The sequence below is a fragment of the Lentzea guizhouensis genome (assembly GCF_001701025.1).
GTDB lineage: Bacteria > Actinomycetota > Actinomycetes > Mycobacteriales > Pseudonocardiaceae > Lentzea > Lentzea guizhouensis.
In genome coordinates, this window is record NZ_CP016793.1 from 6,182,236 (window position 1) to 6,195,287 (window position 13,052).

At 69.7% G+C, this 13,052-nt stretch carries 18 protein-coding genes; 5 read left to right on the top strand and 13 right to left on the bottom strand.

Going from position 1 to position 13,052, the window contains the following annotated elements:
* Positions 1 to 29 precede the first annotated feature (29 nt).
* From BBK82_RS30305 to BBK82_RS55855, 4 genes are all read left to right on the top strand, one after another.
* Positions 30 to 500 carry a hypothetical protein gene (locus tag BBK82_RS30305; protein WP_154697590.1) on the top strand — a complete coding sequence of 157 codons (471 nt, stop codon included), beginning with the start codon at positions 30 to 32 and terminating at the stop codon, positions 498 to 500.
* Between the two features lie 5 nt (positions 501 to 505).
* Positions 506 to 946, top strand: a complete 441-nt coding sequence (locus BBK82_RS30310; RefSeq protein WP_065918043.1) for a hypothetical protein — start codon at positions 506 to 508, stop codon at positions 944 to 946.
* Positions 947 to 1,149: 203 nt separating this feature from the next.
* Positions 1,150 to 3,459 (top strand): hypothetical protein, encoded by a 2,310-nt coding sequence (locus BBK82_RS30315; protein ID WP_065918044.1) that lies wholly within the window; start codon positions 1,150 to 1,152, stop codon positions 3,457 to 3,459.
* Between the two features lie 78 nt (positions 3,460 to 3,537).
* Complete coding sequence (locus tag BBK82_RS55855) at positions 3,538 to 3,669, top strand: hypothetical protein (protein WP_257785392.1); 132 nt, start codon at positions 3,538 to 3,540, stop codon at positions 3,667 to 3,669.
* Positions 3,670 to 3,971: 302 nt separating this feature from the next.
* Here BBK82_RS55855 and BBK82_RS30320 read toward each other — a convergent pair whose 3' ends face one another.
* The 13 genes from BBK82_RS30320 to BBK82_RS30375 form a co-directional block, all read right to left on the bottom strand.
* Complete coding sequence (locus BBK82_RS30320; protein ID WP_154697591.1) at positions 3,972 to 4,235, bottom strand: hypothetical protein; 264 nt, start codon at positions 4,233 to 4,235, stop codon at positions 3,972 to 3,974.
* A 157-nt stretch (positions 4,236 to 4,392) separates the two neighbouring features.
* The gene (locus BBK82_RS30325; RefSeq protein WP_065918046.1) at positions 4,393 to 5,064 is read right to left on the bottom strand and encodes a SchA/CurD-like domain-containing protein; all 672 of its coding nucleotides are present in this window, start codon (positions 5,062 to 5,064) and stop codon (positions 4,393 to 4,395) included.
* Positions 5,061 to 6,614, bottom strand: a complete 1,554-nt coding sequence (locus tag BBK82_RS30330) for an FAD-dependent monooxygenase (RefSeq protein ID WP_065918047.1) — start codon at positions 6,612 to 6,614, stop codon at positions 5,061 to 5,063. Before BBK82_RS30330 ends, BBK82_RS30325 begins: the two co-directional genes overlap by 4 nt.
* Entirely contained in the window at positions 6,607 to 6,936 is a 330-nt protein-coding gene (locus BBK82_RS30335; RefSeq protein WP_065918048.1) for a TcmI family type II polyketide cyclase, read from the bottom strand. Before BBK82_RS30335 ends, BBK82_RS30330 begins: the two co-directional genes overlap by 8 nt.
* The gene (locus BBK82_RS30340; protein WP_065918049.1) at positions 6,921 to 7,379 is read right to left on the bottom strand and encodes an SRPBCC family protein; all 459 of its coding nucleotides are present in this window, start codon (positions 7,377 to 7,379) and stop codon (positions 6,921 to 6,923) included. Before BBK82_RS30340 ends, BBK82_RS30335 begins: the two co-directional genes overlap by 16 nt.
* A gap of 2 nt (positions 7,380 to 7,381) precedes the next feature.
* The gene (locus BBK82_RS51845; RefSeq protein WP_065918050.1) at positions 7,382 to 7,624 is read right to left on the bottom strand and encodes an acyl carrier protein; all 243 of its coding nucleotides are present in this window, start codon (positions 7,622 to 7,624) and stop codon (positions 7,382 to 7,384) included.
* Position 7,625: 1 nt separating this feature from the next.
* Entirely contained in the window at positions 7,626 to 8,042 is a 417-nt protein-coding gene (locus tag BBK82_RS54580; protein WP_418287529.1) for a beta-ketoacyl-[acyl-carrier-protein] synthase family protein, read from the bottom strand.
* A gap of 60 nt (positions 8,043 to 8,102) precedes the next feature.
* On the bottom strand, positions 8,103 to 8,882 hold the full coding sequence (locus BBK82_RS54585; RefSeq protein WP_237047661.1) for a beta-ketoacyl synthase N-terminal-like domain-containing protein: 780 nt from the start codon (positions 8,880 to 8,882) through the stop codon (positions 8,103 to 8,105).
* Between the two features lie 11 nt (positions 8,883 to 8,893).
* Positions 8,894 to 10,150, bottom strand: coding sequence for a beta-ketoacyl-[acyl-carrier-protein] synthase family protein (locus tag BBK82_RS30355; protein WP_065918051.1), 1,257 nt, complete (start codon positions 10,148 to 10,150; stop codon positions 8,894 to 8,896).
* Entirely contained in the window at positions 10,147 to 10,536 is a 390-nt protein-coding gene (locus BBK82_RS30360; RefSeq protein ID WP_065918052.1) for a cupin domain-containing protein, read from the bottom strand. The genes BBK82_RS30355 and BBK82_RS30360 overlap by 4 nt, the downstream gene beginning before the upstream one ends.
* Entirely contained in the window at positions 10,533 to 11,141 is a 609-nt protein-coding gene (locus BBK82_RS30365) for a SchA/CurD-like domain-containing protein (protein ID WP_065918053.1), read from the bottom strand. The genes BBK82_RS30360 and BBK82_RS30365 overlap by 4 nt, the downstream gene beginning before the upstream one ends.
* Positions 11,138 to 11,512 (bottom strand): antibiotic biosynthesis monooxygenase family protein, encoded by a 375-nt coding sequence (locus tag BBK82_RS30370; RefSeq protein ID WP_065918054.1) that lies wholly within the window; start codon positions 11,510 to 11,512, stop codon positions 11,138 to 11,140. The genes BBK82_RS30365 and BBK82_RS30370 overlap by 4 nt, the downstream gene beginning before the upstream one ends.
* Before the next feature lie 140 nt (positions 11,513 to 11,652).
* Positions 11,653 to 11,943 (bottom strand): hypothetical protein, encoded by a 291-nt coding sequence (locus tag BBK82_RS30375; RefSeq protein WP_154697592.1) that lies wholly within the window; start codon positions 11,941 to 11,943, stop codon positions 11,653 to 11,655.
* A 698-nt stretch (positions 11,944 to 12,641) separates the two neighbouring features.
* Here BBK82_RS30375 and BBK82_RS30380 point away from each other — a divergent pair.
* A complete protein-coding gene (locus BBK82_RS30380) occupies positions 12,642 to 12,962 on the top strand; it encodes a Rossmann-fold NAD(P)-binding domain-containing protein (RefSeq protein ID WP_218920368.1) in 321 nt (106 codons plus the stop codon).
* Positions 12,963 to 13,052: the final 90 nt, after the last annotated feature.

Genomic DNA, 13,052 nt, shown 5'->3' on the forward strand with positions numbered 1-13,052 from the left:
AGCCCGCCGCGCCGCTCGTGGAGCAGCCGATGGCGCCGAAACCGGTTGTGCCGCAAGCAGTCGTGGCCGCCGTCAAGACGCAGCCGCCCGCACCGCCGGTCGACACGAGCGCCCAGGCCCAGCCGGGCGAGGCGAAGGTCGTCGTGCACACGTCGTCCTCGGCTTCCGCTCCCGTCAAGAAGCCCTCGCCCGCGGATCAGGCGTTGAAGAAGGCGAAGTCCGAGGCGACCGAGGCGAAGAAGAAGGTCAAGCACGCCGAGAAGCAGCTGTCCGAGGCGAAGAAGGACTACGAGAAGAAGAAGGGCGAGATCAAGAAGATCCAAAAGCAGAAGAAGGAGGAGAAGAAGACGACGAAGAAGAAGCCCAAGCCGCCGGTCGCGCCCGTGCTGACGGCGAAGACCTCACCGGACATGCAGAAGCGGCTGCATGTGCACAGCAGCAAACACAAGTCCGGCAAGAAGGTGACCATCACGGTGTCGTCGTCGGCACACAGCGGGTGAGAGGCATGCCCACGAAGCGACTGTCGTTCGACGAGTACGGCTCCTCCACAGTGGACAACGAGTTCGCCGAAGACACCAAACCGTCCTACAACTCTTACTACGTGGTCATGCCGGAGGAGGTCCGGCAGTCCGATGTCGACTCCTCGCCTGGCGATGCCGAGGACTACGACGACGTCGAGGACTACGACGATGCTGTCGTCGGCGCGGACTACGACCACGAGCCGTCCCGGCGAGAGCCGATGAGCAGCGCCAAGGCCGGCAACATCGGCGGGATCTCCACAGCACTGGTGGCAGGAGCTGTCCCGGCTGTGGTCTTCGACCTGCTGCCCGCCGCCCTGGCAGGTGGCCTCGCGGCCGGCCTGTTCGGCGGACTCATGGGTCGTTGCATCGGAATCGAGCTGCAGCAGCGCAGGCAGCGCAGGAGGGAGGCCGAGCACCGACTTTGAGAGGAATGGCGGCGAGCACCTGGCCGACCTCATCAACTGAGTCGAGAGGCGGATGGATGGAAAGCACCAGGTCTTCACCCTCGAGATCGATCCTGTACGCGTTGTCGGGTAGCGCTGTCTCCGTTTTCTTCGCACTTGTCGCCGTGCAACAGGCACAGGCGGCACCCGCGCCACCTCCACCGCCCGCTCCGCAGAAGAAGGTGGTGGAGAACAGGCAGGTCGAGAACCGGAAGCGCGTGGACGCCGGCGCTTCGGGGCGCAACGAGCAGACCGGCAAGACGCAGCGCCAGGCCGCGGCGAAGAAGGTGGCGGAGAAGAAACAGGTCGAGAACCGGAAGCGCGTGGACGCCGGCGCTTCCGGACGCAACGAACAGACCGGCAAGAAGCAACGTGCCGTCAAGGCAGAGAAGAAGAAGGCGGAAGACAAGAAGAAGGTCGAGGAGCGCAAGCGGGTCGATGCCGGTCCGTCGGGTCGTAACGAGCAGACCGGTCAGCTCAAGCGCAGGGCGGAAGCGGAGCGGAAGGCTGCGGCGGACAGGAAGAAGGTCGAGGAGCGCAAGCGGGTCAACGCTGGTCCGTCGGGTCGTAACGAGCAGACCGAGCGTGGTAAGCGTCAGCGTCAGGCGGAACAGAAGGCTGCCGAAGACAGGAAGAAGGTCGAGGAGCGCAAGCGGGTCGACGCCGGTCCGTCGGGCCGTAACGAGCAGACCGGTCAGCTGAAGCGCAAGGCGGAAGCAGACCGCAAGGCCAGAGCAGCCGAGTACAAGCGGCAGGTGGAGAACCGGCGCCTGGTCGACGCCGGCCCGTCGGGCCGCAATGAGCAGACCGGTCAGCTCAAGCGCAGGGCGGAAGCGGAGCGGAAGGCGGCCGCGGACAGGAAGAAGGTCGAGGAGCGCAAGCGGGTCAACGCTGGTCCGTCGGGTCGTAACGAGCAGACCGAGCGTTTGCAGCGTCAGCGTCAGGCGGAGAGGAAAGCGGCTGAGGACCGGAAGAAGGTCGAGGAGCGTAAGCGTGTCGATGCCGGTCCGTCGGGTCGCAATGAGCAGACCGGTCAGCTCAAGCGCAAGGCGGAAGCAGACCGCAAGGCCAGAGCAGCCGAGTACAAGCGGCAGGTGGAGAACCGGCGCCTGGTCGACGCCGGCCCATCGGGCCGCAACGAGCAGACCGGCCAGCTCAAGCGCAGGGCGGAAGCGGAGCGGAAGGCGGCCGCAGACAGGAAGAAGGTCGAGGAGCGCAAGCGGGTCAACGCTGGTCCGTCGGGTCGCAACGAGCAAACCGAACGTTTGCAGCGTCAGCGTCAGGCGGAGAGGAAAGCGGCTGAGGACCGGAAGAAGATCGACGAGCGCAAGCGGGTCGACGCCGGGCCGTCGGGTCGCAATGAGCAGACCGGTCAGCTGAAGCGCAAGGCGGAAGCAGACCGGAAAGCGCGAGCAGCCGAGTACAAGCGGCAGGTGGAGAACCGTCGCCTGGTCGACGCCGGCCCGTCGGGCCGCAACGAGCAGACCGGCCAGCGCGCCGCACTTGCAGAACGCCTGCGCCACCAGCGCGCCGAACAGGCGCGCGTCGCGCAGGGCCTGGTGGACTACCACGACGCGCTGGCGGGGAGGCCGGTCGGCCAACGGACCGGCATGATCGTGGAGAAGGTGGGTCCCGGTCTCAGCAAGGTCACCAACCCGAAGACCGGAGAGGTCAGCCTCAACAACTTCCGCCTGGGCAAGGACGCCCCTCCTGCGGAGCGGCTGATCCCGTTGCTGAGCAGGAAGACCGAGCGGGACCTGACCTCCTGCCCACCGGACCTGTGCCAGCCCGGCCCGCCCAGTTATCTGGCCTGGAAGACGGCGAACCACCTCGGTGACCTGTGCGCCGACTCCGAGATCGAGTGTGGCCGTGAGTTCGACCAGGAAGTGGCCGCCACCATCGCCAACCTCGGCGTGCAGCCGCGGAGCCCCGAGCAGGCTCGCAACGATCTCAACGCACATGCGGTGGCAAGCTCGGTCGGCGCTGTCTCCAGAGTCCGCCCAGCCACCAGTCCTCTGCCCCGGGGCAACCCACCTCCTCCGCCGGTGGCGGAACCACGGGTCCCGCCCCAGGGACCGCGCACGGGCGGGCCGTCGAACGCACCCGCGGCCCAGGGAGGCTCCACGCCCCCGCAGGGACCGCCGCCGGGGTCCGGGCCCAACCAGGGCGGGCAACAGCCCGGACGGCCGACGAACGGCAACGTCGCGGACGGGCCGCGGCTCCGAGCGCAACTGGCGGGCCAGGAGATCGCCGGAGGCCACGCGTACACCAAGCACGTGGTCGAACGGGGCGAGTTCCGGGGTGTGCACACGCGGGAGCAGTTCGCCGAGGTCATCGAGAAGACGATCGCCAAAGGCGAGTCACGTCAGCTGTCGAACGGGAGGACGGCATACTGGCACGAAGGTGTGGTGGTCATCAGAAATCCCCGAGCCCCCGACGGTGGCACGGCGTTCGCGCCGACGAACGGGCGGCAATACTTCCTGACTGTGCAGTAGGGACGATCAATGGATGTCATCGAAGTGCACGACGACCGGGCCGTTGTCTCGCTCGGAGCGGATGAAATACGATCGATCATGAACTCCATCAACGAGGCCCTCGAAGCTGTCGAGGACTGGGAGTTCTCCACCCGCCTCGGCGTGGAGAAGGACTCCGTCAGGTCCTTGTGGACACAGCTCGACCAGGTGCGCGGCCAGCTCAAGGACTAGCACGGCCCGCCGACTGGACCGGCTATCAGGAACGTGCGCGCGAACGGCGGGACGTCTCGCCTGCGAGGACTGCGCGCAAAGCTGCACTGAAGCGAGGCCGAGGACCATGCGCCGGCAAGCCCGGCCTGGTCCTCGGCCTCGGCTCGGCCGATGTGCAGACGGCGGCATCCTGGTGTCGGCACCGCGAAGGACGGCCTCTAGGAGGTGGTGCCGGTGGGGGAGGACGCGTTCACCGCGGCGGAGGTCGTGAGGGCCACGCTCGCGAAGTGGGAGGCGCGCGAGGTGGTCTGCAGTCTCGGGGCTCACTCCTTGGTCCGGTTGCGCCGCACCAGGTCCGCGATGCCGTCCACGAGGAATCCGCCGAGGGCACAGCCGAGCAGGACCAACACCCAGTCGGCTTCTTCGATGAACACGAACCCGATCACGGTCGCGACCAGCAGCAGCGGACCGACGATCGCGTAGTAACGTGCGGAGTGTTGCTGTGGTTGGTCCTCCATCAGAACAGTTTCGCAATCTCCGGGCAGCCGCGCGACGCCTTCGAGTGCGCCGCCCAGGCCGCCCTTCACCGTGCCGGCTCCGGCACAGCCGAGTCCGGCGGTGGCGACCGAGGCCGGAATCCCTCCGAACGCACCGGCTCCAGCCACCCCTTCGCGTCATCGTCGCCTACCAGCGAATGCGCGACCGGCTCGACCGCGATTTCGAGCTACGTCCCCGAAACGGCGGTCATGTCACTGCTCCCACCGAACGGTCGGTCACCAGGGTCATCGGCCGTGCCAGCCGCGCGAACGGCGTGACCAGGCCGACCAGCGGCACCGGGGGTGACTCGTCGTCCGCCTCGGTCAGGTGCACCACCAGATCGCGACGCCGGAACACGGTGGTTCCGCCGGAGACGACGGTGATGCCGGCGAGACGCCGGGCCAGTTCGCCGGCGTGCCCTGGCAGCGACTCGTACAGGACGGCCCTGCGCGGCAGGCGACCCGTGCGGCCGTTGCCGGACGCCACCCGCATCACGGTGGTCGCCAGGAAACGGCGGAGGCTCGCCTCGTCGGTCACGTCGCAGTCGTGGACCAGGTGCGGCCGCAGCCGCTGCTCCACCGCCAGGATCTGGGGCTGCCCCGTCAGGTGCCGGACGGCTTGCGAGGGAGGGCAGGTGATGTCCACGACCCGCACCACGACACGCCCTGCCATGAAGACCGACGTGCGTTCCAGCAGCGCCCATCCCGTCTCCGGCCTGCACACCGGAAGGTGTGCGCACCCGAAGAGGATGTCGGCCGCAACCGCCTCCGATCCGGCCCGCACCGGGAACGTCAACGCATAGCGGTCCACGGTTCGACCGCCGGTCATCGTGACCGCCGGGAAGCCACCACGGTGGCCACCGTGAGGCCGCTCGTTCATCGGAACAGCACCTGGTCGAGCACGGTCGGCAGGACATCGGGATGGGGAGCGGCCGGGCTGCGCCACGCGATGAACCCGTCCGGACGGATCAGGACGGCGCCGTCGTCGTTGATGCCGTAGCGGCGGGTGAAGTCGCCGGTGGGGTCGTGCAGGGTGTCGCCGATGCGGTGCTGCTCGACACAGGCGCCCGAGAGGTCCGGAGCCTGCTGCCAGTCCGGGCCGACGACGAGCACCAGGCCGCGTCCCATGAGGTCGACAGTGGACAGTGTGGTGCCGTTGTGCTCCAAGGTGTGGTGAGGTGCGCGGCAGCCTGGTGCGGCGGTGGGGTGGTCGGGATCTTCCACCGGGCTGGGAGTGGGGGTGCCGTCCGGGACGAAGGCGCCTTCGGGGTAGGTGTAGCCGAACATCGTCGCCCGTTGGCGGATGGCGCTGTCGCGTGCGTCGCCCGGCTTGCCGTTGACCAGGCCGTACCGCTCGACGGTCAGCGCGGTGGTGTGCCGGGCCACGGGGAGGCGTTCGGTCTCGTAGGTGTCCAGCAGGCCTGAACCGGCCACACCGCGTTGGTGCAGTGCGATCTTCCACGCCAGGTTGAAGACGTCCTGGACAGCGGTCGCCACGCCGAAAGTGCCCACGGGCGGCATGACGTGAGCGGCGTCGCCGGCGATGAACGCCCGGCCGACGCGCATGCGGTGGGCGACCTGGCCGGAAATCTCCCACGGGATCTCGGACACGCGGTCGATCACGATCGGCAGGTCGTCGACGCCGATGGCCGTGCGCAACAGGTGCACGCACCGCTCCTCGGTGAAGTCGGCGACGTCGTCACCGGGTCCCAGGGAAACGGCGAACCGCCACCGCTTCGCGCCGTCGATGGATGTGAGGAACCCGTGCACGGCGGGGTTGCGCACGGTCAGCGCGACGATCTTGCGCCCGTCCAACGGTTCGCGGAGATCGGCGTCGAAGTAGATGTTGACCTTGCGCGCCAGGAGGTCCGAGCCGTCCTGCCCGACGTCGAGCATGCGGCGGACAGGACTGTGCGCGCCGTCCGCCACGATGAGGTGGCCGGCACGAACACGCTCTTGCCGCCCGGTGTGGTGATCGCGCACCAGCGCGACAACGCCGTCGGGATTGTTGTCCACCGCCACCACCTCGTGGTGGTAGCGCACGTCCGCGCCGGCCTCGACGGCGTGTGCGCGCAGCAGCGGTTCGAGCTGGTTCTGGTCGATCGCGGCCCACCGGCAGGGGCTCAGCGCGTCCGAGCCGGTGTCGAGGCGGTTGGGCAGCCGCAGCAGTTCCGGGCCCGCCATGGTTTTGGCGTGGGCGACGACGGTGTGGTCGGCGATCGGTGACCGCACCCGCCCGATGGCCTGCTCCAGGCCCACGGCGCGGTAGAGCTCCATCGTGCGCGGGTTGAGCGCGCGGGCCCTGGGATCGGTCGACGGTTCGGGGTGGCGCTCCACCAGCAGGGCCGGCACGCCGTACCGGGCGAGGAACACGGCGGCGGACAGGCCGGCCACGCCCCCGCCCGCGATCAGCACCGGGATCTCAGACATGGCGCTCCCAGCGGTAGAACTCGTGCGCCATCGCGTCCTTGGGCTCGCGCCACGTGTCGGGGTCGTAGGCGGAGACGAACGGGCTCAGGTCCTGGCTGATCCGCCGGAACCGGGGGTCGTCGCGGTGCGCGGCCACCGCCTCCGCCAACGGGCGGTCGCTCTCCACCAGGTGCAGGTAGAGCTGGCCGAACTGGAACAGGCTGCGCGCCCGCACGCCGAGCGCGGTGGGCAGGTCCGAGTGGCGGTCGGAGCCGGCGAACACGGCGGCGACCTCGTCGGCGGCCTCGGGGATCATGCGGGCGACGATCAGGGTGCGGTGCACGCGAACTCCTCAACCTTCCGCTTGATCAGCGCCATTTGGATGCGGCTGTTGTCGTTGATGCGCTTGGTCATGGCGGTGTGGTCCACGGGTGCGTCGGGTTTCATCGCGAAGTCCTGCACCCAACGCATGCGCACGCCCGTGTCGAGTTGTTCGTAGGTCCAGCGGATGTGCATTCGTTCGAACGGGCCGGTCTCGACGCGTCGGGCGGTGACCGTCCTGGTGGCCCGGTCCGCGACCCGCTCGGACACCCAGCTCCACACCTTGCCGGCCGCGTCCGGGTGCATGGTGAGGCGGAACAGCACGCGGTCGCCGTCGCGTTCGAGCACCTCGACCGAGGCGTACTCGCTGAACAACTCGGGCCAGCGTTCGACGTCGTTGGTGCGTTCCCACACCAGCTCCATCGGCGCGTCGACGACGATCTCGTTCTCGGTGTGCCCGCTCATCCTCAGGCCCTCCTGGGCAGCAGGGCCAGCAGCTCGCGCGGCGACTGGTGCGGCAGCAGTTCGGCGTCCTTGGACACGCCGTGGTCGCGTTGCAGCTGGGCCAGCACGCCCATCAGGCCGAGGGAGTCCACGCCGAGGTCGTCGAAGGTGCGGTCGGGGTCGGTGACCTGCTCGCCGGTCACGGGAACCCCGGTGCACCGGCTGATCAGCGCCGCCAGGTCGTCGGGGGAAAGCCGGGTGTCCACGTCACATACCTCCGCTGGTCGGTGATTCCGGGTGGCGCAGCACGAGCGCAGAGTTCCCGCCGTACAGGCCGCGGGACAGCACCAAGACGGTGCGCAGGTCGACCGGGCGGGCGGCGCCGGTGACCAGGTCGAGGTCGAACCGGCATCCGCGCACGCCTGGAGTCGGCGGCACGACACCGTGTTCGAGGGCCAGCACCGCGGTGGCGACGTCCAGCACGGCCGCGGCGGCGTAGCAGCGCCCGTACCCGGCTTTGGGCGCGGTCACCGGCACCCGGCTCGCGCGCTCGCCCAGCAGGCGGAGCGCCTCGGCTTCGGCGGCGTCAGCACCCGGGTCGGCCATCGCGTCGAGGAACACCGCGTCCACGTCGTCGGGGGACAGGGCTGCCTCGGCCAGCGCGCCCGTGGCGGCTTGCAGCAGTCCCTGCGCCGACCGGTCGAACTGCCGCCGACCGGTGGTCGCGCAGTGCCCGCCACGCTTTCACGGCAGCACCCGGCGTGCGCGTCGGCGTCCTCCACGACGAGCATGGCGCCGCCCTCGCCGGGCGAACCCCGGCCCGCGGTGAACGGCTGATAGGCCGTGGCCGGGTCGCCGGAGGTGCTGAGCAGCCCAACCGAGCTGGCAGCACATGGTACGGGCAGAACGGGGCTTCCGCGCCGCCGAGCATGGCCCGCGCGCCTCGTCGCAGCTCACCCCGGCGGCGGCGAGGACGTCCAGGCCGCCCGCCTCGTCGGCGACCAGCACCCCGGACGGGCCGCGCAGGCCGTTGCCGATGGAGATCTGGCCGGAGCACGCCGCGTAGAACCAGGCGATCGACTGGTAGGGGCCCACGTGCTCGGGTCCGTGCCGCCACAGCCGTTCGATCTCCCGCTGGCCGAACTCCACACCGCCGCTGTAGCTGGCCGTCATCACGCCAAACTCGAAGGGCGCAACCGCCGCCGGGTCCAGCGCGGCGTCGCGCAGCGCCAGGTCGGCGGCGGCGAGGGCGAAGTGGGTGAACCGGTCGGTCTGCACGGTGATCCGCGGTTCGACCCACCCGTCCGGTCCGAACCCGGTCACCTCGCCCGCCACGGTGACCGGGTAGGGGTTGGGCTCGAACCGCCCGATCGGCGCCAGCGCGACATGTCCATCGCGCACGGCAGGCCAGAACTCGTCGACTCCCAGGCCGCTCGGGGCGATCACACCGAGACCGGTCACGACGGGCGCGGAACCGGTGGGCGCGGAACCGCTGGGCGCGGAACCGGTGGGCGCGGCGCTCACGGCGGCGGGGCTCACGGCTGCCCCGCTTTCGTCAGCACCACCGCGGACTGGAACCCGCCGAAGCCGCTGCCGACCGACAGCACCACGTCCAGCAGGCGTTCCCGGGCGGTGTGCGGCACGTAGTCCAGGTCGCACTCGGGGTCCGGCGTGTCCAGGTTGGCGGTCGGCGGGACCACGCCGTGGACGAGGGCCAACGCGCAGGCGGCAAGTTCGATGGAGCCGATCGCGCCCAGCGAGTGGCCGATCATCGACTTGATCGAGCTGACCGGCACCTGGTGCGCGCGCTCACCCAGCAACCGGTGGAACGCGGCGGTCTCGTGCCGGTCGTTCTGCCGGGTGCCCGAGCCGTGCGCGTTGACGTAGCCGATCTCCGCCGACGCCAACTCGGCGTGGTCCAGTGCGCGCCGCGCGGCCTCGGCCATCTCGACGCCCTCCGTCGTCAGGCCGGTCATGTGGTGGGCGTTGCTGCGGGTGGCGAAGCCCGCGACCTGCGCCAGCACCTCCGCGCCCCGGCGACGGGCGTGGTCGAGCTCCTCCAGCACGAGCACGGCGGCGCCCTCCCCGAGCACGAACCCGTCCCGGTCGCGGTCGAACGGGCGAGCCGCGTGCGCGGGGTCGTCGTTGCGCGCCGAGGTCGCGCGGATCGCGTCGAAGCAGGCCACCGTGATCGGCGAGATCGGGGACTCCGAAGCCCCCGCCACCACCACGTCGGCCTGGCCGTCCTCGATGAGGCGGGCACCGTGGCCCACCGCGTCCAGTCCGGCTGTGCACCCGGTGGACACCGTCCGCACCGGCCCGCAGGCGCCGACCCGGTCGGCGACCTCCTCGGCCAGCGTGGCGGGGGACAGGGCGCGGTGCAGGAACGGCGAGGCCGCGCCCCCGTCGACCACCCACTGCTGCCCGCGTTGTGAGGTGGCCACGTAGTCCTGCTCCAGCAGCGTCGTGCCGCCCACGGCGGAACCCATGCACACGCCCAGCCGCCACGGGTTCGTGACGTCCATCCGCGCCTGCTGCCAGGCCTCGTCGGCGGCGACGGCGGCGAACTGGACGTAGCGGTCCATCCGGGTGATCTCCGCGGTGGTCAGGCCCGCGTGCGCCGGGTCGAAGTCGCATTCGGCGGCGATCCTCGATCGAAACCCCTCCGGGGCGAACAGCGTGATCGGCCGGGTGGCGGTGCGCCCCGAGGTGATCAGCTCCCAGAAGGACTTCGTCCCGATGCCGCCCGGTGCCACCACCCCCAGGCCGGTGACCGCCACCCGGCGCCTCACGACACCCGCTCCGTGTCCACGTGCCCCAGGTCCGGCCGGGGCGCCAACGGGGACAGCTGGAACAGCACGCGCGCCGGCGACGTCCCGGTGTTGCGGAGGCGGTGCCGCACCCCGATCGGTACCAGGACCGCTTGGTCGGCGTCCACCTCGTGCGGCACGTCGTCCAGGTCCAGCACCACCGATCCCTCGAGGACGTAGAGGAACTCCTCGGAGTACGGGTGGTAGTGCTCGTTCACCTGTTCGCCCGGCCCGACCAGCACGACACCCAAGAACCCGGAGGTGGCGCCGACCGTCGCCGGGCCGAGCAGCACGCGGATGTCGCCACCGCGACCGGTGTTGGGCGCGACGTCGTCGGGGCTCATCGCGCGGTGGAGTTGGCCGGTCATGCCACCGCCCCCACCACGCGGTCGGTCACCAGCGTCATCGGGCACGCCAGCTGCACCAGCGGAGCCAGCTCGTCCGCGAGTGGCACGGCAGTTGTGCGCTCCGAGGACTCCACGAGGTGCACGACCGTGTCCCTTCGCCGAAAAACCGTTGTGCCGCAATCGGAGTCCGAGCTCCCGGCGGCGAGCAGCCGCGCCACCTCGCCGGCCTGGCCGGGCAACGCCCGGTAGAACGCCGCCGCACGGGGCAGGTGACCAGGGTGGCCGTTGCAGGAGGAGACGAGCCGCATCACCGAGCCGGCCAGGAAACGCCGCCGGCCGTCGTCGTCGGACAGGTCGCGGTCCTGCACCAGGTGCGGCCGCAACCGCTGCTCCACCGCCTGGATCTGCGGCTGCGCGGCCAGGTGCCGGATCGCCACCTCCGGCGGGCAGGTGATGTCCACGACCCGCACCACCACCGGTCCGACCATGAAGACCGACGTGCGGTCCAGCAGTGGGCGCGCGGCCTGTGGCCGGCCGGGCGGTGGCCCCGCGTAGTCGGCCAGGATCTCGGCGACAGCTGCCTCCGACCCCGGCCGCACCGGGAACGTCAACGCATAGCGGTTCACGACTTCGCCTCCAGCAGTTGTCGATCGGCTTCGGCGCCCGGCGTGGTGGTCAGGCGGACGTGGTACCGCAGGGACTCCCGCGCCGTCGCGCACGCGACCAGCGGCGCCGCCAGCCGCCGGTGGTCGGCGCCGCGCTCCCACGCGTGGAAGTGCGCCGCACTGACCCACTCACTGGTGATCACCCAGTCCTCGGGATCACCCTCCGACTGGCACAGCTGGTCACCGAGGTAACCCTCCACTTGCGACACCTGGTGCCTGATCAGCCGGTAGGCGTCGAGAAAGCGGTCCTGGTCCGTGACCGGCACGCGCAGGCGGAAGATCACCCGCAGCCGTCCGCTTCCACACTCGTGGTGCTCCGCCGTCGACGCCATCTCGTCTCCTCCGGGTGTGCACAGGATGAACAGGTGACCTCGTGGTGACCGAGCGTTGATTCGCCCGCGCCCGTCGGCCACTCAGGGCAGGTGATCGGTCGAACATCCACCCGATCGGGAGCGCAGACCTCGGGATTCGGTCAGGAAGACTTCTCCGGGTAGGAGGCGATCCGGCAGGCGTGCGAGGCCACCGCGGGCCGCACGCCCTCGTCACGCAGCATGCGGCGGCACGTCCTGGCGTCGGTTTCCTTGCCCGTCTTCGCAATCTTGCACGCCTTGAGCACGTTGCCGGTCGCCTCGTACCCGTTCTCCATCACATGGTCGATGCAGATCCCGGGATCGGCCTGAGCGGGCGGCCCCGTGAACGAGAACAAAGCTGCGGCGGTGAGCACCATGCCGGCCAGACCGGCCATACGAGGCAAACGCGACATCGAGTCGTCCTCTCTGATCACGCCGAACCCGGTGCTTCGCCACGTCCGGCAGGGCGTTGGTCGCCGTCGAGTACCTCAGGATGCGTTCGACAAGCCGATCCGGCTCTCTCAACCCTCGATCGAGCGCAATGCCGCCCGTACGAGGGATGAAGTCTCTGGTGGCGTACGCGGTGTGTAGGCGCCTCCGCATCCCACTGCCCGATCGAGCACCGACTCCACCACCGGTGAGATTGCCACCGACGGCAGGCCGTCTGACATGGCTGCGTCATCCGCTGGTGCCGATTGGTCATTGGGTGACAACAGATCCAGTCCGTCGCCATAGGACGGTTGTGACCACGGTGCTCGACCGCGTCCTGCCGTCACGGTTTGCCTCGATGGCCGCTATCCGCGTCCGGCTCGCAATGGGGTCAAGGGGTCGCAGATTCAAATCCTGTCGTCCCGACGGTCTGTGACCAGCGGGTTTACCTTTCGAGGTGAATCCGCTTGTGTCGTTTTTGACCGATTGTGGTCGCAAAGTGGTCGCACTGTGCCCTCTCGGCTTCTTGCAGTGCCGTTTCGATCGCCTTCACCGCATCGAGTGCGGCGTGCCGGAGCAGATGGCCGTGGATTTCCGTTGTTGTCGACAAGGTTGAGTGGCGCAGCGTCTTGGACGCCATGGCCAGTGGAACTTGCGAGCTGAGCATGGTGGTCGCGGCGACATGGCACAGGCCCTCGTCACGCTGGCCCCGGAAGAACGCGCGTGGGGTCGAGCCTGGCACGTGCCGTCCCCACCGGCCGTCACGATCCGCGAGCTGGCTCGGCGCTACGCCGCCGCGGCCGGCCTGCCACCGATCAAGCTGATCCAGATACCGCGTTTCGTGATGCGCACGGCCGGCCTGGCCGTGCCGATCGCCCGCGAGATGGCCGAGATGGACTACCAGTGGTACGTGCCGTTCCGCATGGACGCGACGGAGACGGCCGACACCTTCGGCCTGACCGCCACCGACCTCGACACCGCCGTTCGAGACGAAGTCAGCTGAACAAACGGTCAAGTCAGTGGGACGTCGCTGCGTTGGTCGGCGTCGTTCCCGTGCCGGAGCCGCCGCGCGTGGAGATGGCCGCCTTGTTGT